A 24,555-nucleotide genomic window follows, 5' to 3' on the forward strand; every position below is an offset into this window, starting at 1 on the left:
GGGGGTGGGGTTTTGGGGGGCCGTGGGGGGGGGGTTTTTGCTCCCCCCCCCAACTCGGGGGGCCCCCCCCGCTTTTGGGTCAAACCCCCCGGGGGGGGGGGGGGGGGGCCCCCCCCCCCGACCGCTGTCCGGAGTCGTCCGGCGGCCGGTCACGAGCCCCGGCCGGGCGACCGCAGAAACGCATGTCTGCCGAGGAACGATGCTCAGACTGATCGTGCAGCGCCTGCTGCTCCTGATACCCCTCCTGCTGGGCTTGTCGGTCCTGCTGTTCGGCTGGGTGCGAGCCCTGCCGGGCGGCCCGGTCCAGGCCATGCTCGGCGAGCGGTACACCCCCGAGGCCGCAGCCGAGATCGAGGCCCAGCTCGGTCTCGACCAGCCGCTGATCGTGCAGTACGGCAAGTACCTGCTGCGCCTGCTGCAGGGCGACTTCGGCGTCTCGCTGCAGAGCGGCCGGCCCGTGCTGGACGAGTTCCTCACGCGGTTCCCGGCAACCATCGAGCTCACCGTGGTGGCGCTGGTCTTCGCGATCGGCATCGGCATCCCGCTGGGCTACGTCGCCGCGCGCCGGGCCGGGTCGATCGTGGACCACTCGGCCGTCGTGGTCTCGCTGATCGGCGTGACGGTGCCCGTGTTCTTCCTGGCCTTCATCCTGAAGTACATCTTCGCCGTCGAGCTGGGCTGGTTCCCGACCACGGGCCGCCAGAGCGCCACGATGATCGCCACGCACCCGACCAACTTCTACGTCCTGGACGGCCTGCTCACCGGCGAGTGGGACGCGGCCTGGGACGCCTTGGTCCACCTGATCCTGCCGGGCATCGCGCTCGGCTCCATCCCGCTGGCGATCGTGGCGCGCATGACGCGCGCCGCCGTCTCCGAGGTGCAGAACGCGGACTACGTCCGCACGGCGCGCGCCAAGGGCATCAAGCCGTCCCGGCTGCGCGGGGACCACATCCTGAAGAACGCCATGCTCCCCGTGGTGACGACGATCGGCCTGCAGGTCGGCCTCCTGCTGTCGGGGGCGGTGCTCACCGAGACCGTCTTCGCCTTCAGCGGCATCGGCAGCTTCCTGGCGGACTCGGTGTTCAACGCCGACTACCCCGTGATGCAGGGCTTCGTGCTGATGATCGCCGTGGTCTACGCCCTCGTGAACCTGCTCGTCGACGTCTCGTACGGGCTGATCGACCCCCGGCTGAGGAGGCAGCAGTGAGTGCCAACGAGCTTCCTGTGACCGACGGCGCGGCCGCCGCGCCGCTCCACGCGAGCATCCACGGCGACGGCCCGGCCGGCGCCGACCACGGCGGCGAGGGGGTCTGGGCGCGCGCCTGGCGCACCCTGCGCAAGAACCCCGTCGCGATCATCGGCTTCGTGATCGTCGCGGTCTTCGTCGTCGTGGCGCTGCTCGCGCCGGTGCTCGCGCCCTACGGCGGCACCGAGCTGCCCGGCCGCGCCGAGGTGCGGCCCACCATGATCCCCGGCCCGTCGGCCGAGTACCCGCTCGGCCTGGACCGCTACGGCGGCGACGTGCTGAGCAAGCTGATCTGGGGTGCCCAGGCCTCGCTCCTGGTCGGCGTGCTGTCCACCCTCTTCGGCCTCGCGGGCGGCCTGCTCCTGGGCCTGCTCGCCGGCTGGTTCGGCAAGTGGGTCGACTTCGCGGTCATGCGCCTGGTCGACCTGATGCTCTCGGTGCCCTCGCTGCTCCTGGCGGTCTCGATCGCGGCGATCGTGGGCCAGTCCTCGATGGCGGTCATCATCGCCATCGGCGTGGTGCAGGTGCCGATCTTCGCCCGCCTCCTGCGCGGTTCCATGCTGGCGCAGAAGGGGCAGGACTACGTCCTGGCGGCGTCCGCCCTCGGGCTGACGCGGCGGTCGGTGACCATGAGCCACGTGCTGCCCAACAGCGTGGGCCCCGTCATCGTGCAGGCCACCCTCAGCCTGGCCACGGCCGTGATCGAGGCCGCCGCGCTGTCCTTCCTCGGCCTGGGTGGCGGCGAGCCGTCCACCGCGGAGTGGGGACGCATGCTGACGGCCGCCCAGCAGGAGCTCGCGGTCGCGCCGCGACTGGCGATCCTGCCCGGCATCTGCATCGCCGTGACGGCCCTCGGCTTCACCCTCGTGGGCGAGAGCCTGCGCGAGGCCCTCGACCCCCGGAACAGGACCCGACGATGAACGACATCGCTGACAAGAACCCGGCCGACGACGTCGTCCTGCGCGTCGAGGACATGAGCGTCGACTTCCGCACGGAGCACGGTGCCGCGCGCGCCGTGTCGAACGCGAACCTGGTGGTCCGCCGCGGTCAGACCGTGGCGATCGTGGGGGAGTCGGGCTCCGGCAAGACGACCCTCGCCATGGCGGTCCTGGGACTGCTCGCGAGCAACGGCTCGGTGGCCGAGGGGCACATCTGGTTCAAGGACGAGGACCTCGGCGCCGTGAGCCCGCAGCGCATGGCGCAGCTGCGCGGCACGGAGCTGGGCCTGGTGCCGCAGGACCCGATGACCAACCTCAACCCCATCCTGCCGATCGGCCGGCAGATCGACGAGGGGCTGATCGACAACGGCCTGCGCACGCGCCGGGACGCCCGCGACCGCACGGTCGAGCTGCTCGAGGAGGTCGGCCTGCCCGACGCGCGGCGCCGGGCCTCCCAGTACCCGCACGAGTTCTCGGGCGGCATGCGCCAGCGCGCGCTCATCGCCATGGGCCTGTCGGGGCGCCCCGCGCTGCTGGTGGCGGACGAGCCGACCTCCGCCCTGGACGTCACCGTGCAGCGGGGCATCCTCGACCAGCTCTCGGGCCTGACCGAGGAGCTCGGCACCGCCGTGCTGCTCATCACCCACGACCTCGGTCTCGCGGCCGAGCGCGCCGACATCGTCGTGGTCATGTACCGCGGCGACATCGTGGAGCAGGGCCCTGCCCGGCAGGTGCTCACCGCGCCGCAGCACGAGTACACCAAGCGCCTCATGGCGGCGGCGCCGTCGCTGGCGTCGCGCCGCATCGAGATCGCGCGCGAGCGCGGGCTGGACGAGGTGCTGGACGAGGCCCTCCTCGCCCACGGCGAGACGGCGGCGGACGTCGCCGCGGCCGAGGACGGGTCGGCGAACGGGCACCCCGCCGCGAAGGAGGTGGCGCCCCTGGTGTCCGTGCAGGACGTCAGCAAGGTGTTCTCCATCCGCGGCAACAGCCTGTTCGCGCGGAGCAAGGACTTCACCGCCGTGGACGGCGTGAGCCTGGACATCCCGCGCGGGTCGACCGTGGCCGTGGTGGGGGAGTCCGGTTCGGGCAAGTCCACGCTGGCCCGGATGATCCTCGACATCGAGAAGCCGACGCGGGGCACCATCACGTTCGACGGCGCCGTCGTGGGCGCGGGCGGGCACCGGGAGCAGATCGCCTACCGGCGCCGGGTGCAGCCCGTGTTCCAGGACCCGTACTCGTCGCTCGACCCGCTGTACTCGGTGTTCCGCGCGATCGAGGAGCCGCTGCGCGCCCACGACTACGGGGACGCGCGGGCCCGGCGGGCCCGGGTGGAGGAGCTCGCCGAGCAGGTGGCCCTCAGCAAGGGGCAGCTCCCGCGGTTCCCGTCGGAGCTGTCCGGCGGGCAGCGCCAGCGCGTCGCCATCGCGCGGGCCCTGGCCCTGTCGCCCGAGCTCGTGGTGTGCGACGAGGCCGTCTCGGCGCTCGACGTCGTGGTGCAGGCGCAGATCCTCCAGCTCCTCGCGAGCCTCCAGGAGGAGCTGGGCCTGACCTACCTCTTCATCACCCACGACCTCGCGGTGGTGCGGCAGATCGCCGACCGCGTGCTGGTGATGCAGCAGGGCCGCATGGTCGAGGAGGGCACGGTCGACGCCGTCTTCGACTCGCCGAGCACGGACTACACGCGGGCGCTGCTCGACGCCATCCCGGGCCGGGACCTGGAGCTCGCGCTCTGACGGTCCCGGGGGTGCCGCGGCGGGTGCGGCTCGCGTTGACCATCCCGCCGCGGCGCCACTAGGATGACTGGCGGTGCCGTGCGCCTTCCGGCGACCACCGGCACCTCACGAGCGCCGCACACGCAGAGCTCACACAGACCCTGTCCGTACTACGCCATGTCCGCATCGGAGCATCGAACTCAATGACCATCTCCACCCCTGCGAAGTCCGCCCCCCAGGTTGCCGTCAACGACATCGGCACCGAGGAGGACTTCCTTGCTGCCATCGACGCCACCATCAAGTACTTCAACGATGGTGACATCGTCGAAGGCACGATCGTCAAGGTGGACCGTGACGAGGTCCTTCTCGACATCGGCTACAAGACCGAGGGTGTCATCCCGTCCCGGGAGCTCTCGATCAAGCACGACGTCGACCCTGGCGAGGTCGTCGCCGTCGGCGACGCCGTCGAGGCACTTGTTCTCCAGAAGGAGGACAAGGAAGGCCGTCTGATCCTGTCCAAGAAGCGCGCACAGTACGAGCGCGCCTGGGGCACGATCGAGAAGATCAAGGAGGAGGACGGCGTCGTCACCGGCACCGTCATCGAGGTCGTCAAGGGTGGTCTCATCCTCGACATCGGCCTGCGCGGCTTCCTCCCCGCATCGCTCGTGGAGATGCGTCGCGTCCGCGACCTCCAGCCGTACGTCGGCAAGGAGATCGAGGCCAAGATCATCGAGCTCGACAAGAACCGCAACAACGTCGTGCTGTCGCGTCGTGCGTGGCTCGAGCAGACGCAGTCCGAGGTCCGCTCCACCTTCCTGCAGACCCTGCAGAAGGGCCAGGTGCGCCCCGGTGTCGTCTCCTCGATCGTCAACTTCGGTGCGTTCGTGGACCTCGGCGGTGTCGACGGTCTGGTGCACGTCTCCGAGCTGTCCTGGAAGCACATCGACCACCCGTCCGAGGTCGTCGAGGTCGGCCAGGAGGTCACGGTCGAGGTTCTGGACGTCGACTTCGACCGCGAGCGTGTCTCGCTGTCGCTGAAGGCGACGCAGGAGGACCCGTGGCAGACCTTCGCCCGTACGCACGCCATCGGTCAGGTCGTGCCGGGTAAGGTCACCAAGCTCGTCCCGTTCGGTGCGTTCGTCCGCGTCGAGGACGGCATCGAGGGCCTGGTCCACATCTCGGAGCTGGCCGTGCGCCACGTCGAGCTGCCGGAGCAGGTCGTCACCGTCGGTGCCGAGGTGTTCGTCAAGGTCATCGACATCGACCTGGAGCGCCGCCGTATCTCGCTGTCGCTCAAGCAGGCCAACGAGGGCGTGGACCCGGAGTCCGAGGACTTCGATCCCGCGCTGTACGGCATGGCCGCCGAGTACGACGAGGCCGGGAACTACAAGTACCCGGACGGCTTCGACCCGGAGACCAACGAGTGGCTCGAGGGCTTCGAGGCGCAGCGCGAGGCGTGGGAGGCGGAGTACGCCAAGGCGCACGAGCGCTGGACCGCGCACCGCAAGCAGGTCGCCGAGGCGCTGGCCGCGGACACGGACGCGTCCTCCGACGCCCCGGCCTCCGCTCCCGCCGGCAACACCTCGTACTCCTCGGCCCCGGTCGAGGAGGCCGGTGGCACGCTGGCCTCGGACGAGGCGCTCGCCGCGCTTCGCGAGAAGCTCACGGGCAACTGACCCGAGCCGTTCGACGGCCCGTCGCTCCCCGTACCGGGGGCGGCGGGCCGTCGCCGTTTTCGGGATGCGGTGCGCGACACCGGCCGGATCGGGCTCACAGCGCCCTGAACTGGTGCGATGCATGTGCGCGGGGTGCCCGGTGGTATCACACGGTCACTGGTCAGGACAGCCGGAGTGCTGTTGGATAACGCCTCATGAGCCGACCCGGACCCGACGAGGCACGGGGCGCGTCGCCCGCTGCCCTCCTCGCGCCCGAGCGGTGCGTCGTGCCCTTCACCGGGCGAGGACGGGAGCTCGCGGAGCTGCGCTCGTGGGTGCGCTCCCGCGAGCCGGTGGCGCTGCGCCTGCTGTCGGGTCTGGGCGGCGTCGGCAAGACGCGGCTGGCCCTGGAGCTCGGCCGGCGGCTGCGGCGCACGGGCTGGACCGTGGTCCACGTACCGCCCGGTCAGGAGGTTGCGACGGTCGAGCGCGTCGCCGACGCCCGGCGCGTCCTGCTCGTCGTGGACGACGCCGGGTTCCGGGCCGGGCTGCCCGCCATGCTCGACGCGATCGGTGCGACCCGGTGGCGCGGCCGCCTGCGCGTGCTCCTCCTGGCCCGCACCGGCGGGCAGTGGTGGCCGCGCGAGCGGTGGACGAGCAGCCTGTGGGCCGGCGGGACTCCGTCGGTCACCCAGATGGCGCTGGACCCGGCGCTGGAGGGCAGCCTGGACGTCGCGTACGACCCGGCGCTCGACCTGGCCGTCGAGCGGCCGGACGGCGAGCGTGCCGTGATCGAGGCGGCCGCCTCCCGGTTCGCCCGTGCCCTGGGGCGGCCGGTGCCCCGGATCCGGTACGACCCGGCGCCGGACCGCCGGCCGCGCGTCCTGGACCTGCACGCCGTGGCCCTCGTCGCGGTGCTGGACGGCGACGTCCCTGACCCGGCCGCGGCGCTCGGCGTGGTGCTCGAACGCGAGCGGGCCGGCTGGACGGCGTCGGCCGTGGCGGCCGGGCTGCTCTCAGAGCGGTCGCCCGGGCCCGGACCCGCGGACGAGGACGTCACGGTCGCCGACGCCGTCCTGACCGTGGCGACCCTGCTGGGCGACGCCTCCGACGACGGGCTCCGGGCGGCTCTGCGCCGGGCCGGGGCGGGAGCGGCACCCGGGCGGGAGGCCGACGTCCTGGTGTGGGTGCGTGCCCACCTGCCCGCCGTGCCGCGGCTGGGGGAGCTGCTCGTCTCGCGGGTCCTGACCGCCTCGGCCGCGCTGGCTGCCCGGTGCACGAGCGACCTGGACGCCGACCAGGCGTTCGCCGTGCTCGGGTTCGCCGCGGCGATGGGGCTGGACCGTCCTACCGCCGAGCGCGACGTGACCGGCGAGGTGATCGAGGTGGTGGCCGCCGCGCTGCCGGCCGGATCGGCCGCGGACCTGCCCGGCCTGCTGCGCGTCATCCGCCGGCTGCCGCGCTCCTCGGGCCCCCTGGTGGTGCCGGTCCTGGACCGGCTCACGCACCGGGCCGCGGAGCTGTCGCGCACGGCCGGCGGGGTGGCGCAGCGTGCCGAGGCGCTGAGCGACCTCGGCACCACGCTGGTGGCCGAGGGCGACCCGGACGCCGCGGTGGTGGTGCTGCGCGAGGCCGTGGCGCTGTGGCGGGAGCTGTCGCGCGACGACGCCGACCGGTACCGGCCGCCGCTGTGCACCGCGCTGAACAACCTGGGCATGGGGTACTGGGCGGTGGGCCGGCACGGTGACGCCCTGACCGTCCAGGAGGAGGTCGTGGCACTGTGCCGCCGGTTCCCGCCGGGGGACGGGCCCTGGGCCGACGCCGAGCACGCGCGCGCCCTGCAGAACGCCGGGGTGTCCTACACGGAGCTCGGCCGGACCGGCGAGATCGAGGCCGCGCAGCGGGCCTCGCTCGACCTGTACCGCCGGCTCGCCGCGGGCGACCCGGTCCAGTACGAGCCGCGGCTCGCCGCCGTGCTCGGCAACTTCGAGGCCCTCACGGAGAGCGGGCGGCCCGAGGACGCCCTCCCCGCGAACGTCGAGGCCGTCGCCATCCGGCGGCGTCTGGCCGCGGACCGTCCCGAGCACCTCGCCGAGCTCGCATGGTCCCTCGGCCAGCTCGGCACCACCCTGGAGGCGCTCGGGCGGTACGAGGAGGCCGGCGTCGTGCTCGTCGAGGCCCTGGAGATCCAGCGCCGGCTGGCGAAGGAGAACGAGCGCGGCACCCGCCCCGACCTCGCCGGCGCACTCTCCGCGCTCGGCGCGCTGTACTCGACGGTCGGCCGTGCGGACGAGTCGCTGCGGCTGGAGCGCGAGGCGCTGGAGATCCGCCGCGACCTGGCCCGCGAGCACCCGGAGAAGTACCTGTACTACCTGGCCCACTCGCTGTCCAACCTCGGCGTCACCCTCGCCCGGCGGGGCCGGTACGACGAGGCGGTGCTCCTGGAGGAGGAGGCGGTCGCCGTCCGCCGGGAGCTGGCGCGCGAGAACGCGCGGTCGCTGAAGTACCTCGCGCAGTCGCTGTCCAACCTCGGCGTGCGCTACGCCGACCTGGGGCGGTTCGAGGAGGCGCTGCGGCCCACCCAGGAGGCCGTCGACATGCTGCGCCGGCTCGTGCGCGAGGAGCCCGAGAAGTACCGCGCCGGGCTGGCCGAGGCGCTCGCCAACCTCGGGGCCACCCTGCTCGACCTGGAGCGCGCCGACGAGTCCCTGCGGCCGATGCGGGAGGCCGTGGTCATGCGGCGTGCCCTCGCGCTGGAGAACCCGGACAAGCACCGGCCCGACCTGGCGCTCGCGCTGTCCAACCTGGCCAGCGCGCTGAGCGCGGTGGGGGACAACGTCACCGCGCTCGGCCACGCGCGGGAGGCCGTGGAGATGCGCCGCCGGCTCGCCGCCGATCTGCCCGAGCGGTACCGGGCCGAGCTGGAGCGCTCCCGTGGGGTGCTCACCCGGATCGACGCGGCGATCCGCAACCCTCCGCCCGCCCGGTAGCCGGCCCGCGGGTCACCCTTCGACGCGTTCGGCGAACTGGGTGCGGTACAGGTCCGCGTACAGGCCGCCCGCGCCGATCAGCTCGGCGTGCGTGCCCGACTCGGCCACGCGGCCGTCGTCGAGCACCACGATGCGGTCCGCCGCGCGCACGGTGGACAGCCGGTGCGCGATGACCAGCGACGTCCGCCCCGCCAGGGCCTGGTCGAGGGCGGCCTGCACGGCCGCCTCGGACTCCGAGTCGAGGTGCGCCGTGGCCTCGTCGAGCACCACGACGTCGGGCGCACGCAGCAGCAGGCGCGCGATGGCGACGCGCTGCCGCTCACCGCCCGAGAGGCGGTACCCGCGGTCGCCCACGACGGTCTCCAGGCGCTCGGGCAGCCGGTCCACCAGGTCCCAGACACGTGCCTGCCGCAGCACCCGCTCCAGGTCGGCGTCGGACGCCTCCGGGCGCACGAACCGCAGGTTCGCCGCCATCGTGTCGTGGAACAGGTGCGCGTCCTGCGCGACGACGCCGACCGTGGCCCGCAGCGACGCGAACGTCACGTCCCGCAGGTCGGTCCCGGCGATGCGCACGGTGCCGGACGTCGGGTCGTACATGCGGTTCACGAGCTGCGAGACCGTCGTCTTGCCCGCACCGGACGGGCCGACCAGTGCGACCATCGACCCGGCGGGCACCTCCAGCGAGACGTCGTGCAGCGTGTCCGCCGTCGGGTCCTTGCGCTGGGCGGCGACCGACTCCAGGGACGCGAGCGACACCTCGTCGGCGCGCGGGTACCGGAACGTCACCCCCTCCAGCGTCACCGACGCGCCCCGTGCCGCGACGGCACGCCGCAGGTCGACGGCGTCCGGCCGCTCGGCCACCGACGGCTCCAGGTCCAGCACCTCCAGCACCCGCTCGAACGAGACCAGGGCCGTCATGACGTCGACCTGGACGTTCGCCATCGCCGTGAGCGGCCCGTACAGCCGGGTGAGGTAGGTGGCCAGCGCGACCACCGTGCCGACGGTGAGCTCGTCCGCGATGGCCTGCAGCCCGCCGAACCCGTACACCCCGGCCACGGCGAGGGAGGCGAGGGTGGACAGGCCCACCCGGAACCACGTGCCGAACAGCGCCGTGCGGACGCCGAGGTCCCGGCGCTCGCGGGCGGGTCCCGCGAACCGCTCGGACTCGGTGGCGGGATCGCCGAACACCTTCACGAGGTGCGCCCCGGCCACGTTGAACCGTTCGTTCATCACCTGGCCCAGGTCGGCGTCCACCTCCATGCCCCGCCGGGTCAGCGTCGCGAGCCGGCGGCCGAACCAGCGGGCGGGGAGCACGAAGAACGGGACCAGCACCAGGGCGCCGAGGGTGAGCTCCCACGACATGGTGAACATGGCCCCGAGCGTGAACGCGATGGTCAGCGTGTTGGAGACGACCGTCTGGAGCGTCGAGGTGAACGCGCGCTGGGCGCCGAGCACGTCGCCGTTCAGGCGCTGCACCAGGGCGCCCGTGCGGGCCCGGGAGAAGAAGGCCAGCGGCATGCGCTGGACGTGGTCGAACACCGCGACCCGCAGGTCGAGGATGAGCCCCTCGCCGACCTGCGACGACACGAGCCGGTCCGCGACCGACAGCCCGGCCGCCAGGACGGCGAGCAGTCCCGCGGCGCCGGCCAGCAGGACGACCAGGCGGCCGTCGCCGGCGCTGATGCCCTCGTCGATGATCCGCTGGAACAGCAGCGGCGTGGCCGCGCCCGCGGCCGCCTCCAGGGCGAGGATGAGCACGAAGAGGGTCAGCCGGCCCCGGTAGGGGCGGGCGAAGCCGATGATGCGCCGCCGCGTGGCGCGGCCCAGACGCTGGCGGGCGACCGACCCGTCCTGCGTGAAGGAGCGCATCGTGCGCCCGCCGCCCATGCTCCCGCCACCTCCGTGCATGCTCACCAGCGCATCGTCCCACGGGACGCCGACAGTGCCGGGCCACCGGCTGCCCGCCCGGCGGAGCGTACAGCCGCCCCAGAACGTAGCGGGTGAACCGGGGGTGACCGGGACCACAGGCGTGTTACGCGTTCCCCGGCGCCCGTGATAGAAACCCACGATCGGGCGTCTATGCAGGTCGCCCCATATTTCGATGGATGAGACCCGATGAGTGTCGACGATGGAGGAGCCATGTCCGACCTGGAACCGCAGCGAGGCGGGGGCCGGGTGGCGCTGGTGGACCTGACGGGCGCGGAGGACATGACGGCCGCGCTGCGCCGGCTCCAGGACGAGTGGGGCACCGTGGCCCCCGTGGACCTGGAGCCGGGTGTCCCGGGCTGGCTCGTGCTCGGGCACGCCGAGGTCATGGAGGTCATGCGCACCGAGAGCGTCTTCGCACGCGACCCGCGGCACTGGAAGGAGCGGCTGCCGCTGGACTCGACCCTGCACGCCATCCTGTCCCCGGCGGGCCGGCGCGCGCTGTACTACGCGGACGGCGCCGACCACCGCCGGCTGCGGCTGCCGATGGACGAGGCGTTCTCCAGCCTCGACGAGGCGCAGACGGCCGCCCTGGTGCGCAGCGTGTGCGCCGGGCTCATCGACGCGTTCGCGCCCCAGGGGCAGGCGGACCTGATCGGCGAGTACGCGGCGGCTGTGTCGTTCCTGGCGGTGTCGGGCATGTTCGGGTTCGACGAGCGCCAGGGCATCGCCCTGCTCCGCTGCGCGCACGGCGTGTTCGGTCACGGTGGCGACGCCGTGGCGGCGCTGGAGGCCATGGACCAGATCGTGCTGGACCACGTGCTGGCGACCCGCGCCGACCCGGGCAACAACCTCACGGCGCGCCTGGTCGAGCACCCGAGCTTCGAGGACGACACGGAGATCGTGCACTCGATGGTCGTGGCGATCTGCGCCGCGAACGAGATGCTCGTGACCTGGATCGCGGCCACGCTGCGCCGCATGCTCACGGACCCCCGGTACACGGGCCGCGTCACGGGGGTGCGTCGCGGCCTGGACGACGCGCTGGACGAGACGCTGTGGAGCGAGCCGCCGGTGGCGAACCTCCCGGCGCGGTACGCGGTGACGGACTGCACGCTCGGCCGGGTGCGGATCAAGGCGGGCGACGCGATCGTGATGGGCGTGGCGGCCGCGAACAACGACCCGCGGGTGCGCACCGACGACGACATCTTCGAGGCCAGCAACCGGTCGCACCTGTCCTTCGGCGTCGGCCCGCACGCGTGCCCCGCCCGCAGGCCGGGGCGGCTCGTCGTGAAGATCGCCGTCGAGAGCCTCATGGAGCGGCTCGACCTGCGGCTGACCGACCCCGAGGTGACCTGGGCGCCGTCGCCGTGGTCGCGATACCCCGCCGTCCTGCCCGTGCGGTTCACGCCGGAGCGGCAGGCCGCGCGCACGCCCGTGCGGGCCTGACCGGCCCGGCGGCCGCGGCGTCCGCCGGGCCGGGTCACCCGGCGGCGTCGTGCGCGGTCGTCGTGCGGTGATCCGAGAGGTCGTCGACGAACCGCGTGCTCGCGGCCGAGATCCGGGTGCGGGCCTGGTCGTGCGTGATCGCCGGGGTGCCGTCGCCCGGCTGCGGGCCGTGGTCGCCGAAGAAGGCGTGCACGGCGCCGTCCACGACGGTGAACGTGCTGCCTGGCGGCAGGTTCGCCCGGGAGGCGTCGATCTTCGCGGGCGTGGCGAGCCCGTCCCGCGACGCGGAGACCGACTCCACCGCCGCCGTCAGCGACCCGCTCAGGTCCTGCGCCGGGTAGGAGGCGTACAGCAGCAGCCCGACAACGGGCGCGGCGGTGCCGTCGGCCTTGTCGGCATCGTCGGCGTCCGACGACGCGACGACGCCGCCGAGCGAGTGCCCGCCCACCACCCACCGGTCGGCGCCGGGGACGTGTGCGCGGGCGTCGTCGAACGCCCCGCCGGCGAGGAAGGCGACCGCGAACGGCTGCTTGGCGATCACGACGGGATGCCCCGCCTCGGCCAGGGGGCGCAGCACGGCGGCATAGGCGCGGGCCTCGACCTTGGCGCCGGGGCGGAAGAAGACGGCGGTGCCGTCCGCGTCCCCGGCCGGGGCGAGCACGACACGCGTCGCGGACTCGGTGACGGTGACCCGGTCGTCGTCGGCCATCGCGGCCAGGGCCGGGGCGGTGGCCGCGAACGGGCGCAGCCAGGCCACGGCGGCGATCCACACGACGCCGACCAGGAGGAGCGCCGCACGGACCACCACGCCGGGCGCACCACCGGGCACCACGGCCCGGCCGGTGCGGGCGGGCCGGGAGCGCAGGCCACGCACCAGGACGAGCGCGCAGCCCAGCACCGTGAGGGTCAGGAGCACGGCGTAGGCGGGGTGCCCGTGGAGCACCGCGCCCCCTGCGGTCAGGCAGGCCCACGCGACGACAGCGAGACCGCCCGCCGCCACGGTGCGAGCGGCCCAGGTGAGCCGGACCGGTTGTCCGGCCCCGGCGGTGGTCCCGACGGTCATGACGTGCTCCTCGACCGGGCGCGCCGGGCGGCCGGCCCGTCCGGTCGCGACGCGCCCGGTCACACCGTACGTGCCCGGCGGGCCGTCAGCCGCCGCCCGAGCAGCCCGTGCCGGGGCGCGAGGAGGTACACCAGGGCGAACACGGCGCCCTGCACGAGGACCACGAGCCCGCCCGAGGCGGCGTCGAGCCAGTAGCTGAGATAGATGCCGGCCACCGCGCACACCGCGGAGAGCGCGGGGGCGAGCACGAGCATGCGCCCGAACCGGTCGGTGAGCAGGTAGGCGGTGGCGCCCGGGATGATGAGCATCGCCACGACGAGCACGACGCCCACCACCTGGAGCGCGACGACCGAGGTCAGGGCGAGCAGCCCGAGCAGCAGCGCGCCGAGGAACCGGGGCGAGAGCCCGACGGCGTACGCGTGCACGGGGTCGAACGCGTACAGGGTCAGGTCGCGGCGCTTGACGACCAGGACCGTGAAGGTGATCGCCCCCAGCACCGCGATCTGGACGAGGTCGGCACCCGAGACGCCGAGCACGTTGCCGAAGATGATGTGGTTGAGGTCGGTCTGGCTCGGCGTGACGGAGATCAGCACGAGACCCAGCGCGAACAGGGTGGTGAACACGATCCCGATCGCGGCGTCCTCCTTGACGCGGCTCGTGCCGCGGACCGCACCGATCAGCGCGACCGCGAGCAGGCCGAAGACGACGGCACCGAGGGCGAACGGGGCACCGAGCACGTAGGCGAGCACGACGCCGGGGAGCACGGCGTGCGAGACGGCGTCGCCCATCAGGGACCAGCCCACCAGGACGAGCCAGCACGACAGCAGCGCGCACACCACGGCGGCGATCACCGTCGTGGCCAGGGCGTTGACCATGAACTCGTACTGCAGCGGCTCCAGCAGCAGGTCGAGCGGGCTCACGGGGCCTCCTCCGGGACGGGCTGCTGGTCGAGCGGGTCGAGGCCGAACGCGCGGGCGAGGTTCCCGGGGCGCAGCGCCTCGGCGACCGCGCCGTGGAACAGCACGCGGTGCAGCAGCAGCACGGCCTCGTCGGCCAGCTCGGGCAGGGCGTGCAGGTCGTGCGTGGACACGAGGACCGTCCGGCCGTCGGCCGCCAGCTCCCGCAGCAGCCGGACGATCGTGGCCTCGGAGCGCTTGTCGACCCCGGCGAACGGCTCGTCCAGCAGCAGGATGCGGGCGTCCTGAGCGATCCCGCGGGCGACGAACGCGCGCTTGCGCTGCCCGCCCGAGAGCTGCCCGACCTGCCGGTCCGCGAAGGCGGACAGCTCGACCCGGTCGAGCGCCTCGGCGACGGCGGCGTGGTCGGCGGGGCGCGGGCGCCGGGTCAGGCCCAGGTGGCCGTACCGCCCGGTCATGACGACGTCGCGGACGGAGACGGGGAAGTCCCAGTCGACGGCCTCGCTCTGCGGTACGTACGCGACCAGGCCCCGCCGTCGTGCCGCGTCCGGGGGCGCGTCCTCGATGAGCACGCGGCCGGCGTCGGGGCGGACGATGCCCATGATCGCCTTGAACAGCGTCGACTTGCCGGAGCCGTTCATGCCGACCAGCCCGGTCACCCGGCCGGCCGGGACGGTCAGCGTGACGTCGTCCAGGGCCTGGATCTCGCCGTACCGGACGCCGAGACCGCTCACCTCGATGGCCGCGCTCACGACGCGTCGCCCGTCAGGCCGGCGAGGATCGTCGCCGTGTCGTAGCGGATCAGGTCGAGGTAGGTGGGCACCGGCCCGTCCGCCTCGGAGAGGGAGTCGACGTAGAGGGTGCCGCCGAAGCGGGCACCGGTCGCCGCCACGACCTGCTGCATCGGCTTGTCGGAGACCGTCGACTCGCAGAACACGGCGGGGACGTCGTTGGCCCGGACGAACTCGATCGTCCCCGTGATCTGCTGCGGCGTGGCCTGCTGCTCGGCGTTCACCGGCCAGACGTACCGTTCCGCCAGGCCCGCGTCGCGGGCGAGGTAGGAGAACGCCCCCTCGCAGGTCACCAGGGCGCGCTGGTGCTCCGGCAGCGCGGACAGGCCGTCCACCAGCTCGTCCTGCACCTCCTGGAGGTCGGCCTGGTAGGCGGCGCCGTTCGCGGCGTACTGGTCGGCGTGACCGGGGTCGAGCTCGCTGAACGCGGCCACCATGTTGTCGACGTAGCGCTGCACGTTCAGCGGGCTCATCCACGCGTGCGGGTTGGGCTTGCCGGCGTAGGCGTCCTCGGTGATGTCCACGGGTTCGACCCCGTCCGAGACCACCACGTGCGGGACGTCCACCGACTCCACGAACTGCTCGAACCAGGACTCGAGGTTGAGGCCGTTGTCCAGGATCAGGTCCGCCTCCGAGGCCTGCGCGATGTCGCGGGGAGTCGGTTCGTACCCGTGGATCTCCGCGCCCACCTTGGTGATCGACTCGACCCGCAGGTGCTCCCCGGCGACGTTCTGCGCCACGTCCGCCAGCACGGTGAACGTGGTCAGGACCACCGGCCGGTCGTCGGCCGCGCGACCCGGGAGCCGGAGCGCGCACCCCGACAGCGCCACGGCCACGGCAGTGACCATGAGGGTGAGGCGGGCCGGGACGGGTCTGCGAGGTACGCGGGGCATGTCTCGACCCTAGAAGTTCGGACACCCGAAAACAAGCACGCGGACGTGCGAACACGAGCCGGCGGGCGTGCCTCCCGCCGCCGGGTAGCCTGGGCGTGGTGCGGCACCCCGCACCGCAGCACCGCCCCACACCCGGCCCTGAGGACCACATGTTCCGTATCGGACTCACCGGAGGCATCGCGGCCGGCAAGTCGGTCGCGGCCGCGCGCCTGGCCGAGCTCGGCGCCGTCGTCGTCGACCACGACCTGCTGGCCCGGGAGGCCGTCGCACCCGGCTCCGTGGGCCTGGCCGAGATCACCGAGGCGTTCGGCCCCGGCGTCCTCACGCCCGACGGCGACCTGGACCGCCCGGCGCTCGGCGCCCTCGTCTTCGCCGACGCCGCCGCCCGCGAACGCCTCAACGAGATCGTGCACCCCGAGGTGCGCCGGCTGTCGGCGGAACGGGAGGCCAAGGCGGGTGCCGCCGACCCGGCCGCCGTCGTCGTGCACGACATCCCCCTGCTCGTCGAGACCGGGCAGGCCGGCCACTTCCACCTCGTGGTGGTCGTGCACACACCTGCCGAACAGCGGGTGCGCCGCCTGGTCGAGACCCGCGGGCTGACCGAGGACGCCGCGCGCTCGCGCATCGCGGCGCAGGCGAGCGACGAGCAGCGGCTCGCGGCCGCCGACGTCACCCTCGACGGAACGGGCAGCGAGGACGAGCTGCGCGCCCAGGTGGATACCCTGTGGCAGCGCGTGGCCGCCGAGGTCGCGCAGGAGGCGGAGGCGGACTCCGCGTGAACCGGCCGGCCCGGGTGAGGAGCGTGCGCGATGAAGGTGCTGGTCACGGGGTTCGAACCGTTCGGTGGTGATGCCGTCAACGCCTCGGCGGACGCCGTGGCGGCGCTCGCGGCGCGCTGGACGGGCCCCGACGAGCTCGTCACCGCGGTCCTGCCGGTGGTGTTCGACGAGGTCCGGCGGCCGGGCGGCCCGTTCCTCGGCCTGCTGGACCAGCACGCGCCCGACGTCGTGGTCGCCGTCGGTCTGGCCGACGGCGTGACCCAGGTGCGCCTCGAGCGCGTCGCGATCAACCTGATGGACGCGCGCATCCCCGACAACGGCGGCGACCGCCCGGTCGACCTCCCTGTCGCCGACGGCGGACCCGCCGCCCGGTTCGCGACGCTCCCCGTCAAGGCAGCGGTCGACGCCGTCCGCGAGGCGGGCATCCCCGCCGGTGTCACCTACAGCGCGGGCACCTACGTCTGCAACGCCACGTTCTACGCCCTGCAGCACGCCCTGGCCGAGCGACCCGGCGTGCTCTCGGGTTTCGTCCACGTGCCGCGCAGCACCGAGGAGGTCGGGGCCGAGGTGACGACGTCGGCTCTGGCCGACGGCGGCGCGGCGCACCTCCCGCTCGACGCCCTGGCCCGTGCCCTGGAGATCGTGGTGCGGACGGCGCTCGCGGCGGTGCGCGGCGAGCTGTCCGAGCCGCAGGAACCGGCGGGCACGCTGCACTGACACCGCCCGGCGCGGGGAGTGTCAGTGGTCGGTCGTACCGTAGTGGCATGCGACCCGTGACCGATCTGCAGCGCACGGTGGCCCCGTTCGAGGTCATCTCCGAGTACCAGCCCGCCGGCGACCAGCCGACGGCGATCGCCGACCTCGCCCGGCGCGTCGAGGCGGGCGAGAAGGACGTGGTGCTGCTCGGCGCCACCGGTACGGGCAAGTCGGCCACGACCGCCTGGCTCGTGGAGAAGCTCCAGCGCCCCACCCTGGTGATGGCACCCAACAAGACGCTCGCCGCGCAGCTCGCGACCGAGTTCCGGGAGCTGCTGCCGAACAACGCCGTCGAGTACTTCGTGTCGTACTACGACTACTACCAGCCCGAGGCGTACATCGCGCAGACGGACACCTACATCGAGAAGGACTCCTCGATCAACGACGAGGTCGAGCGGCTGCGGCACTCCGCCACCTCCTCGCTGCTGACCCGGCGCGACGTCGTGGTGGTGGCGTCCGTCTCCTGCATCTACGGCCTGGGCACGCCGCAGGAGTACGTGGACCGCATGGTGCGGCTCGACGTGGGCGACGTGATCGACCGCGACCAGCTCCTGCGCCAGTTCGTGACCATGCAGTACACGCGCAACGACATGGCGTTCACGCGTGGCACGTTCCGGGTGCGCGGCGACACCGTGGAGATCATCCCGGTCTACGAGGAGCTCGCGATCCGGATCGAGATGTTCGGCGACGAGATCGAGTCGATCCAGACTCTGCACCCGCTCACGGGTGACGTGGTGCGCAGCGAGCAGTCGATCTACGTGTTCCCGGCCACGCACTACGTCGCGGGCCCGGAGCGCATGGAGCGGGCCATCGCCGGCATCGAGAAGGAGCTGGAGGAGCGGCTCGCCGAGCTGGAGAAGCAGGGCAAGCTGCTGGAGGCGCAGCGGCTGCGCATGCGCACCACGTACGACATCGAGATGATGCGCACGATCGGCACCTGCAACGGCATCGAGAACTACTCGATGCACATCGACGGCCGCGAGCCGGGCACGGCGCCCAACACGCTGCTCGACTACTTCCCCGAGGACTTCCTGCTCGTCATCGACGAGTCGCACCAGACCGTGCCGCAGATCGGCGCGATGTACGAGGGTGACGCGTCGCGCAAGCGCGCCCTGGTGGACCACGGCTTCCGCCTACCCAGCGCGATGGACAACCGCCCGCTCAAGTGGGAGGAGTTCACCGAGCGCATCGGGCAGACGGTGTACCTGTCGGCGACCCCGGGCGACTACGAGCGCTCGCTGTCGGACGGCGTCGTCGAGCAGGTGATCCGCCCCACCGGCCTGGTCGACCCCGAGGTGGTGGTGAAGCCGACCACCGGGCAGATCGACGACCTGCTGGGCGAGATCCGCGACCGGGTGGAGCGCAACGAGCGCGTGCTCGTGACCACCCTGACCAAGAAGATGGCCGAGGACCTCACGGACTACTTCCTGGAGCGCGACGTGCGGGTGCGCTACCTGCACTCCGAGGTGGACACGCTGCGTCGCGTCGAGCTGCTGCGCGAGCTGCGGCTCGGCGAGTACGACGTGCTCGTGGGCATCAACCTGCTGCGCGAGGGCCTGGACCTGCCGGAGGTGTCGCTCGTGGCGATCCTGGACGCGGACAAGGAGGGCTTCCTGCGTTCGGGCCGGTCCCTGATCCAGACCATCGGCCGTGCGGCCCGCAACGTGTCGGGTCAGGTGCACATGTACGCGGACAAGATCACGCCGGCGATGCGCGAGGCCATCGACGAGACGAGCCGGCGTCGCGAGAAGCAGATCGCGTACAACACCGAGCGCGGCATCGATCCGCAGCCGCTGCGCAAGAAGATCGCGGACGTGACCGACATGCTGGCGCGCGAGGACCTGGACACCCAGGAGCTGCTCGCCGGCGGGTACCGGAACAGCCGCAAGGCCAAGGGGGAGGGGCGTCCCGGCGCACCGGTCCCGGGTACGCCGAAGGAGGCCGCGACGTCGGGCAACCGGCTGGCCGGTGCGGCGGCGAGCGAGCTGGCCGAGCTCATCCAGGAGCTCACCGACCAGATGCACGCGGCGGCCGGGGAGCTCCAGTTCGAGGTCGCGGCACGGCTGCGCGACGAGATCTCGGGGCTCAAGAAGGAGCTGCGGCAGATGCAGGCGGCGACGGCGTGACGCCCGGCCGGGGCGGCCGACTTCATCCTTGACCCGTCCTGACGGGGGCGAGGAGCCTGATCGCGCGAGGGCAGGTACGCCGGGCGCGACGGGCCAGGAGGCCGTGATGCGGGCACTGACGCAGGACAGGTACGGCTGGGACGCCCTCGCGGTGCGCGAGGTGCCGGACCCGGTGCCCGGCACGGGACAGGTGCTCGTCCGGGTGCACGCCGCCGGCGTGAACCCGTACGACTGGCACTTCGCGGAGGGGCAGCCGCTGGTCGCCCGCCCGACGATGGGCGGGCTCCGGGGTCCGCGCCCGCCGGTCCGGGGCGCCGACCTGGCGGGCGTCGTGGTCGGTACCGGACCGGACGTCACCGCCTTCGCCCCGGGCGACGAGGTGTTCGGCTTCGGCAGCGGGGGAACGTTCGCGGAGCTGGCGCTGGCCGCCGAGGACGCCCTGGCCCACCGGCCCGCCGAGCTCACCCCGGTGGAGGCGGCGGCGGTTCCGATGGCGGGCGTCACCGCGCTGCAGCACCTGCGGGAGGCGGCGCTCACGGCCGGGCAGCGGATCGCGATCACGGGCGCGGGCGGTGGCATCGGCCATCTCGCCGTGCAGATCGCCGCTGCCCGGGGTGCGCGGGTGACCGGGGTGTGCAGCGCGGGAAACGCGGAGCTGGTACGGGAGCTGGGGGCCGCCGAGACCGTCGACTACGCACGCGAGGACTTCACGGCCGGCCGGCGCCGCTTCGACGTCGTCCTCGCCAACGCCGGGCGGTACCCGGTGCGGGCGCTCGGGCGCGTGGTGGTACCCGGTGGCCTGGTCCTCGTCAACGACGGCAGCAAGGAGGGGCTGCTCGGCCCGCTGCCCGACCTGCTGTCGGCACCCCTGGTGTCCCGGTTCAGCCCCTACCGGGTGCGCAACGTGACGGCGACGTCCAGCGGCGCCGACCTCGCCGTCCTTGCCGGCCTGGTGACCGGCGGCGTGCTACGGCCCGTGGTCAGCGCGACGTATCCCCTGGACCAGGCGGTGGAGGCGGTCCGGCAGGTTGCCGGGCACGGGCACGCGCGCGGCAAGCTGGTGGTCACGCCCGCCTGATGGACCCGCCGAACGTGGCGTGGGTCACGTCCGGGAACAGATCAGGGGTCCCGTATGCTTTCCCTCCGTTGGAGGGGAGTACCTCGAAACGGCCTGGCCGTCATCACAGCTGCCGATGACGCCAGCTCGGCCTGGCCGGTCCGTCGTGGTGCGCCGTCGCCTGGTTTCGGTCAGGCTGGTGCACGGGGCGGGCGAGGAAGACCTCCGGTGCCCTGCTGTACCCACCGGAGGCTCGATGCGATCGCGCGTTCCTCCCTGTTCCGGAAGGAAGCAATGGTCCACGAACTGCCCGTGACCTTCGAGATCATCGCGCTCGGTGCGATGGTCGTCCTGCTGGTGGCCGATCTCCTGATCGTCGGGCGACGCCCCCACGTGCCTTCCATGAAGGAGAGCGCGATCTGGGTGGGGTTCTACGTGGCCCTGGCCCTGATCTTCGGTGCGATCGTCTGGGGGGTCGGCGGCGTCACCCCGGCTGCGGAGTTCTACGCCGGCTGGCTCATGGAGTACTCCCTGAGCGTCGACAACCTCTTCGTGTTCGTCATCATCATGGCGCGCTTCGCGGTGCCGCGTGACCAGCAGCAGCGGGTGCTGATGGTCGGCATCATCATGGCGCTCATCTTCCGTGCCGCCTTCATCCTCGCGGGTGCCGCGCTGATCGAGCAGTTCACCTGGCTCTTCTACATCTTCGGCGCGTTCCTCATCTACACGGCCATCCACCAGGCGCTGCCGGAGAGCGAGGAGGACAAGGACGACTACAAGGAGAACGTCCTCATCCGCCAGATGCGCAAGGTTCTCCCGCTGCACCACCAGTACAACGACGGCAAGCTCACCACCACGATCGACGGGCGCCGGCTCTTCACGCCCCTGATCATCGTCTTCCTGGCGATCGGCTCGACGGACGTGCTGTTCGCTGTCGACTCGATCCCCGCGATCTTCGGCATCACCCGTGACCCGTTCATCGTGTTCGCGACCAACCTGTTCGCCCTCATGGGCCTGCGGCAGCTCTACTTCCTGCTGGGCGGCCTGCTCGACCGGCTGGTGTACCTGCCCTACGCCCTCTCGGTCATCCTCGGCTTCATCGGCGTCAAGCTGATCCTCGAGGCGCTGCACACCAACTCGCTGTCCTGGATCAACGGTGGCGAGGGCTTCCACTGGGCCCCCGAGATTCCGATCTGGCTGTCGCTGACGGTGATCGTCGTGTCGCTGGCGGTGGGCACGATCGCGAGCCTGATCAAGTCGGCGTACGACGCGCGCAAGGAGGCGGAGAAGCCGGTGGAGGAGCCCGCGTCCTCCGACTCCACGTCGTAGTCCCTGCGCACCGCGGTCCCCGCGCAGCACGGCCGGCGGCCGCGCCCACACCGGTGGGCGCGACCGCCGGCCGTCTGCCGCCGTGCGGTGGGTGGTCAGACGACCGTGTAGTCCACCTGGATCGAGAAGATGTCCTGGCCGCCGGACCGCAGCGTGCCGGTGAACGCCCGGTCGTGCGCGTCGGGCTCGGTGGGCGCCGAGGGCTCGACCTCCACCGTGCACGTCCGGCCCGCCGCCGCGAGGTGGTCGGCCCGCAGCCGGTAGGAACCCGGCTGCCACCGGGCGTCCGGCCCGGCCGCCGCCTCCAGGACGTGGTCGAAGAGTGCGAACGTGGCGTAGCCCGCCACGGACACGGGCAGTGCGGGGTGCCCGGCGAAGTGTCCCTGGCACAGCGACGGGTTCACGGTCATCCGGGCGGTGGCGCTGCGATCGTCGGCGGACACGTCGGTGAGCGGCGCGGGTGCCGCGTACGGCTGTGCGGGTCCGGTCGCGTCGGGTGCCGTGGCCGGGCCCATCAGGCGGCGGAACACGGGTACCGACAGCACCAGGTACTCCATGTCGAGCCGTGCCACCAGGGTGCCGTCGGCGTCGTGCAGCTCGGTCTCGGCGACCGCGCGGTTGCGGCCGGACATCCGGGCGCTGGCGGTGCCGTGCAGGGGACCGCCGCCCCGGCCGGGCGGGGACCCGGTGGGCGGGTACATGCGGCCCACCCCGCGGTGCGCGAGGTAGTAGTGCTTCCCGGGCGCCGGGTTCGTGGTGGCCGCGGCGCACAGGCCCAGGATGGCGAGGTGTCGTCCGGCCTCCGCGATGTTGATCACGGGTGCCTGGCGTCCGGTGGGCGACTGGACCGGGACGGTGGCGCCGGCCAGCCCCGGGGCGGGGCTGACCAGGTCACCGAGGGCGTAGTAGGGCGGCGTCACGCAGATGCGCGGGCCGATGTCCGCGTAGGTCGTCGTCGTGCTCAAGACAGAGGTCATGCCTTGCCTCCCCGAACGTATGGAGCAGTGTCCGAACAGGCATCATGTGCATCACGCAACGCGCCACGCCATCGACGAAACCTGATGTTTGCGTAAAAATCTTCACATGGCGAAGTATTGGGACTATCGGGCGAAACCGCCGATGACCACGTCCCAGGCGCGCACGCTCCGCTCGGCGATCACCCCGCGGGTCGCGAACGGGTCCTCGTCCAGGATGCGCAGGGCCTCGTCGGCCGAGTCCGCCTCGACGACGACCAGGGCCCCGGTGCCGCCGTCGACGGGTCCCGACGCCCGGACGACGCCGTCCGCGTGGAGTGCCCGCAGGAAGTCGCGGTGGCTGGGCCGGACCTCGTCGCGCGTCGTGACGTCGTCGGTGTACGTGTAGCTCACGGCGTAGGTGCTCATGGGCGCCAGCCTGCCATCCGGGCGGGCGAGCCGGTTAATTCTTGATGAAGATGCTCGTCACCGGCACGCACGGGGCCCACACTCGGACCATGGACGCAACCGGGAACCACTTCGACCTCGTCGTGATCGGCTCCGGCCCGGGAGGGCAGAAGGCCGCGATCGCGGCCGCCAAGCTCGGCCGGCGGGTCGCCGTGGTGGAACGGCGCGACCAGGTCGGCGGGGTGAGCCTGCACACCGGCACCATCCCGTCCAAGACGCTGCGCGAGGCCGTGCTCTACCTGACCGGCCTGCAGATGCGCGACGTGTACGGCTCCAGCTACCGGCTCAAGGAGCACATCACCGTGCCGGACCTGCTGGCCCGCCTGCAGCACGTCATCGGGCGGGAGATCGAGGTGGTGCGCAGCCAGCTCGCCCGCAACCACGTCGAGACCGTGGCCGGCACCGCCCGGTTCACCGGGCCGCACGACGTCGAGGTGACCGACGCCGAGGGCGACGTCGTCCGGCGGCTGAACGCGGACAAGATCGTCGTCGCGGTCGGTACCCGCCCGGCGCGGCCCGCCCACGTCGCGTTCGACGGCGTCCGCGTGGTCGACTCGGACGGCATCCTGGACCTGGCCGAGGTGCCCCGGACCATGGTGGTGGTCGGGGCCGGCGTGATCGGGATCGAGTACGCGTCGGTGTTCGCAGCGCTCGGCACCCGGGTCACGGTCGTGGAGTCGCGCCCGAGGATCCTCGACTTCTGCGACTCCGAGGTGGTCGAGGCGCTCAAGTTCCAGCTCCGCGACCTGTCGGTGACGTTCCGGCTGGGCGAGACGGTCGAGTCCGTCACGGCGGGGGAGGGCGGCACGATCACCACGCTCGCCTCCGGCAAGCGGATCCCTGCCGACTGCGTGCTGTACTCCGCCGGGCGGCAGGGTGCCACGGACGGCCTCGACCTCGGCGCCGCCGGCCTGGAGGCCGACGCCCGCGGGCGCCTCCAGGTCGACAAGCAGTTCCGGACCGACGTCGAGCACGTGTACGCCGTCGGCGACGTCATCGGGTTCCCGGCCCTGGCGGCGACGTCGCAGGAGCAGGGGCGGCTGGCCGCCTACCACGCGTTCGGGGAGCCGGTCTCCTCGGTGCTGGAGCTGCAGCCCATCGGCATCTACACGATCCCCGAGATCTCCTACTGCGGGGACACCGAGGACCAGCTCACGACCGCGGGCGTGCCGTACGAGGTCGGTGTCGCGCGCTACCGGGAGCTCGCCCGCGGGCAGATCGTGGGCGACTCCTACGGCATGCTCAAGCTGCTGGTCTCGACCGAGGACCGCACCGTGCTGGGCGTGCACGTCTTCGGGACCGGGGCCACGGAGATCATCCACATCGGGCAGGCGATCATGACCACCGGGGGCACCGTGGACCACCTCGTCGACACGGTGTTCAACTACCCGACGCTGGCGGAGGCCTACAAGGTCGCCGCGCTGGACGCGACCAACAAGATGCGCGACGTCGCGCGGTTCGGCCTCTGACGACGGCGGCGCCCGGTCCTCCGCAGGGGAGGCCGGGC

19 protein-coding genes are annotated in these 24,555 nt (G+C 72.7%); 12 read left to right on the plus strand and 7 right to left on the minus strand.

Translation table 11 applies throughout. The annotated features are described in order from the left end of the window. Positions 1-199: 199 nt before the first annotated feature. The 5 genes from ACIG47_RS25530 to ACIG47_RS25550 all read left to right on the plus strand — a co-directional run bounded on the left by ACIG47_RS25530 (position 200) and on the right by ACIG47_RS25550 (position 8,544). Positions 200-1,207, plus strand: coding sequence for an ABC transporter permease (locus ACIG47_RS25530; RefSeq protein ID WP_397419254.1), 1,008 nt, complete (start codon positions 200-202; stop codon positions 1,205-1,207). A 17-nt stretch (positions 1,208-1,224) separates the two neighbouring features. Next, positions 1,225-2,166, plus strand: coding sequence for an ABC transporter permease (locus ACIG47_RS25535; RefSeq protein WP_397419258.1), 942 nt, complete (start codon positions 1,225-1,227; stop codon positions 2,164-2,166). Next, the gene (locus tag ACIG47_RS25540; RefSeq protein ID WP_397433883.1) at positions 2,163-3,920 is read left to right on the plus strand and encodes a dipeptide ABC transporter ATP-binding protein; all 1,758 of its coding nucleotides are present in this window, start codon (positions 2,163-2,165) and stop codon (positions 3,918-3,920) included. The genes ACIG47_RS25535 and ACIG47_RS25540 overlap by 4 nt, the downstream gene beginning before the upstream one ends. A 182-nt stretch (positions 3,921-4,102) precedes the next feature. Beyond that, on the plus strand, positions 4,103-5,575 hold the full coding sequence (gene rpsA / locus ACIG47_RS25545; RefSeq protein ID WP_253838974.1) for a 30S ribosomal protein S1: 1,473 nt from the start codon (positions 4,103-4,105) through the stop codon (positions 5,573-5,575). A 194-nt stretch (positions 5,576-5,769) separates the two neighbouring features. After that, complete coding sequence (locus ACIG47_RS25550) at positions 5,770-8,544, plus strand: tetratricopeptide repeat protein (protein ID WP_397433884.1); 2,775 nt, start codon at positions 5,770-5,772, stop codon at positions 8,542-8,544. A gap of 12 nt (positions 8,545-8,556) precedes the next feature. Here ACIG47_RS25550 and ACIG47_RS25555 read toward each other — a convergent pair whose 3' ends face one another. Continuing rightward, positions 8,557-10,452 carry an ABC transporter ATP-binding protein gene (locus ACIG47_RS25555; RefSeq protein WP_397433926.1) on the minus strand — a complete coding sequence of 632 codons (1,896 nt, stop codon included), beginning with the start codon at positions 10,450-10,452 and terminating at the stop codon, positions 8,557-8,559. Between the two features lie 231 nt (positions 10,453-10,683). On the opposite strand from ACIG47_RS25555, the gene ACIG47_RS25560 reads away from it, so the two are divergent. Further along, positions 10,684-11,916 carry a cytochrome P450 gene (locus ACIG47_RS25560; protein ID WP_397433885.1) on the plus strand — a complete coding sequence of 411 codons (1,233 nt, stop codon included), beginning with the start codon at positions 10,684-10,686 and terminating at the stop codon, positions 11,914-11,916. Between the two features lie 34 nt (positions 11,917-11,950). Here ACIG47_RS25560 and ACIG47_RS25565 read toward each other — a convergent pair whose 3' ends face one another. Genes ACIG47_RS25565 through ACIG47_RS25580 form a run of 4 tightly spaced genes read right to left on the minus strand, consistent with a single transcriptional unit; the run spans position 11,951 to position 15,580 of the window. Then, positions 11,951-12,979, minus strand: a complete 1,029-nt coding sequence (locus ACIG47_RS25565; protein ID WP_397433886.1) for an alpha/beta hydrolase — start codon at positions 12,977-12,979, stop codon at positions 11,951-11,953. 59 nt (positions 12,980-13,038) lie between these two features. Next, the gene (locus tag ACIG47_RS25570) at positions 13,039-13,899 is read right to left on the minus strand and encodes a metal ABC transporter permease (protein WP_397433887.1); all 861 of its coding nucleotides are present in this window, start codon (positions 13,897-13,899) and stop codon (positions 13,039-13,041) included. Then, positions 13,896-14,648 (minus strand): metal ABC transporter ATP-binding protein, encoded by a 753-nt coding sequence (locus ACIG47_RS25575; protein WP_397433888.1) that lies wholly within the window; start codon positions 14,646-14,648, stop codon positions 13,896-13,898. Before ACIG47_RS25575 ends, ACIG47_RS25570 begins: the two co-directional genes overlap by 4 nt. Then, positions 14,645-15,580 (minus strand): metal ABC transporter substrate-binding protein, encoded by a 936-nt coding sequence (locus ACIG47_RS25580; protein WP_397433889.1) that lies wholly within the window; start codon positions 15,578-15,580, stop codon positions 14,645-14,647. Before ACIG47_RS25580 ends, ACIG47_RS25575 begins: the two co-directional genes overlap by 4 nt. Positions 15,581-15,729: 149 nt before the next feature. Between ACIG47_RS25580 and coaE the strand changes: the two genes are divergently transcribed. The 5 genes from coaE (at position 15,730) to ACIG47_RS25605 (ending at position 21,627) form a co-directional block, all read left to right on the plus strand. After that, positions 15,730-16,359 carry a dephospho-CoA kinase gene (gene coaE / locus ACIG47_RS25585; protein WP_397433890.1) on the plus strand — a complete coding sequence of 210 codons (630 nt, stop codon included), beginning with the start codon at positions 15,730-15,732 and terminating at the stop codon, positions 16,357-16,359. A 30-nt stretch (positions 16,360-16,389) separates the two neighbouring features. Beyond that, a complete protein-coding gene (locus ACIG47_RS25590; RefSeq protein WP_397433891.1) occupies positions 16,390-17,076 on the plus strand; it encodes a pyroglutamyl-peptidase I in 687 nt (228 codons plus the stop codon). 47 nt (positions 17,077-17,123) lie between these two features. Continuing rightward, on the plus strand, positions 17,124-19,241 hold the full coding sequence (uvrB, locus tag ACIG47_RS25595; protein ID WP_397419234.1) for an excinuclease ABC subunit UvrB: 2,118 nt from the start codon (positions 17,124-17,126) through the stop codon (positions 19,239-19,241). Between the two features lie 106 nt (positions 19,242-19,347). Further along, positions 19,348-20,319: an NAD(P)-dependent alcohol dehydrogenase gene (locus ACIG47_RS25600; RefSeq protein ID WP_397433892.1), complete on the plus strand. Its 972-nt coding sequence runs from the start codon at positions 19,348-19,350 to the stop codon at positions 20,317-20,319. Positions 20,320-20,592: 273 nt separating this feature from the next. Then, positions 20,593-21,627 carry a TerC family protein gene (locus tag ACIG47_RS25605; RefSeq protein ID WP_397433893.1) on the plus strand — a complete coding sequence of 345 codons (1,035 nt, stop codon included), beginning with the start codon at positions 20,593-20,595 and terminating at the stop codon, positions 21,625-21,627. A gap of 95 nt (positions 21,628-21,722) precedes the next feature. On the opposite strand, the gene ACIG47_RS25610 is transcribed toward ACIG47_RS25605, so the two are convergent. Further along, positions 21,723-22,604 carry a hypothetical protein gene (locus ACIG47_RS25610; RefSeq protein ID WP_397433894.1) on the minus strand — a complete coding sequence of 294 codons (882 nt, stop codon included), beginning with the start codon at positions 22,602-22,604 and terminating at the stop codon, positions 21,723-21,725. A gap of 123 nt (positions 22,605-22,727) precedes the next feature. Then, positions 22,728-23,009 (minus strand): YciI family protein, encoded by a 282-nt coding sequence (locus ACIG47_RS25615; RefSeq protein WP_397433895.1) that lies wholly within the window; start codon positions 23,007-23,009, stop codon positions 22,728-22,730. A gap of 89 nt (positions 23,010-23,098) precedes the next feature. Between ACIG47_RS25615 and sthA the strand changes: the two genes are divergently transcribed. Then, the gene (sthA, locus tag ACIG47_RS25620; RefSeq protein ID WP_397433896.1) at positions 23,099-24,517 is read left to right on the plus strand and encodes a Si-specific NAD(P)(+) transhydrogenase; all 1,419 of its coding nucleotides are present in this window, start codon (positions 23,099-23,101) and stop codon (positions 24,515-24,517) included. The last annotated feature ends 38 nt before the right edge of the window (positions 24,518-24,555 follow it).

It is taken from the genome of Promicromonospora sp. NPDC052451 (assembly GCF_044547525.1).
In the GTDB taxonomy this organism is placed as follows: Bacteria; Actinomycetota; Actinomycetes; order Actinomycetales; family Cellulomonadaceae; genus Promicromonospora.

What these genes read in the sequence shown, in the direction of transcription:
- sthA (WP_397433896.1), top strand. Translation starts at nt 23,099, where the DNA reads ATGGACGCAACCGGGAACCACTTCGACCTCGTCGTGATCGGCTCCGGC.
- ACIG47_RS25550 (WP_397433884.1), top strand. Translation starts at nt 5,770, where the DNA reads ATGAGCCGACCCGGACCCGACGAGGCACGGGGCGCGTCGCCCGCTGCC.
- ACIG47_RS25590 (WP_397433891.1), top strand. Translation starts at nt 16,390, where the DNA reads ATGAAGGTGCTGGTCACGGGGTTCGAACCGTTCGGTGGTGATGCCGTC.
- ACIG47_RS25540 (WP_397433883.1), top strand. Translation starts at nt 2,163, where the DNA reads ATGAACGACATCGCTGACAAGAACCCGGCCGACGACGTCGTCCTGCGC.
- uvrB (WP_397419234.1), top strand. Translation starts at nt 17,124, where the DNA reads ATGCGACCCGTGACCGATCTGCAGCGCACGGTGGCCCCGTTCGAGGTC.
- ACIG47_RS25610 (WP_397433894.1), bottom strand. Translation starts at nt 22,604, where the DNA reads ATGACCTCTGTCTTGAGCACGACGACGACCTACGCGGACATCGGCCCG.
- coaE (WP_397433890.1), top strand. Translation starts at nt 15,730, where the DNA reads ATGTTCCGTATCGGACTCACCGGAGGCATCGCGGCCGGCAAGTCGGTC.
- ACIG47_RS25565 (WP_397433886.1), bottom strand. Translation starts at nt 12,979, where the DNA reads ATGACCGTCGGGACCACCGCCGGGGCCGGACAACCGGTCCGGCTCACC.
- ACIG47_RS25580 (WP_397433889.1), bottom strand. Translation starts at nt 15,580, where the DNA reads ATGCCCCGCGTACCTCGCAGACCCGTCCCGGCCCGCCTCACCCTCATG.
- ACIG47_RS25560 (WP_397433885.1), top strand. Translation starts at nt 10,684, where the DNA reads ATGTCCGACCTGGAACCGCAGCGAGGCGGGGGCCGGGTGGCGCTGGTG.
- ACIG47_RS25600 (WP_397433892.1), top strand. Translation starts at nt 19,348, where the DNA reads ATGCGGGCACTGACGCAGGACAGGTACGGCTGGGACGCCCTCGCGGTG.
- ACIG47_RS25605 (WP_397433893.1), top strand. Translation starts at nt 20,593, where the DNA reads ATGGTCCACGAACTGCCCGTGACCTTCGAGATCATCGCGCTCGGTGCG.
- ACIG47_RS25615 (WP_397433895.1), bottom strand. Translation starts at nt 23,009, where the DNA reads ATGAGCACCTACGCCGTGAGCTACACGTACACCGACGACGTCACGACG.
- rpsA (WP_253838974.1), top strand. Translation starts at nt 4,103, where the DNA reads ATGACCATCTCCACCCCTGCGAAGTCCGCCCCCCAGGTTGCCGTCAAC.
- ACIG47_RS25555 (WP_397433926.1), bottom strand. Translation starts at nt 10,452, where the DNA reads ATGCACGGAGGTGGCGGGAGCATGGGCGGCGGGCGCACGATGCGCTCC.
- ACIG47_RS25530 (WP_397419254.1), top strand. Translation starts at nt 200, where the DNA reads ATGCTCAGACTGATCGTGCAGCGCCTGCTGCTCCTGATACCCCTCCTG.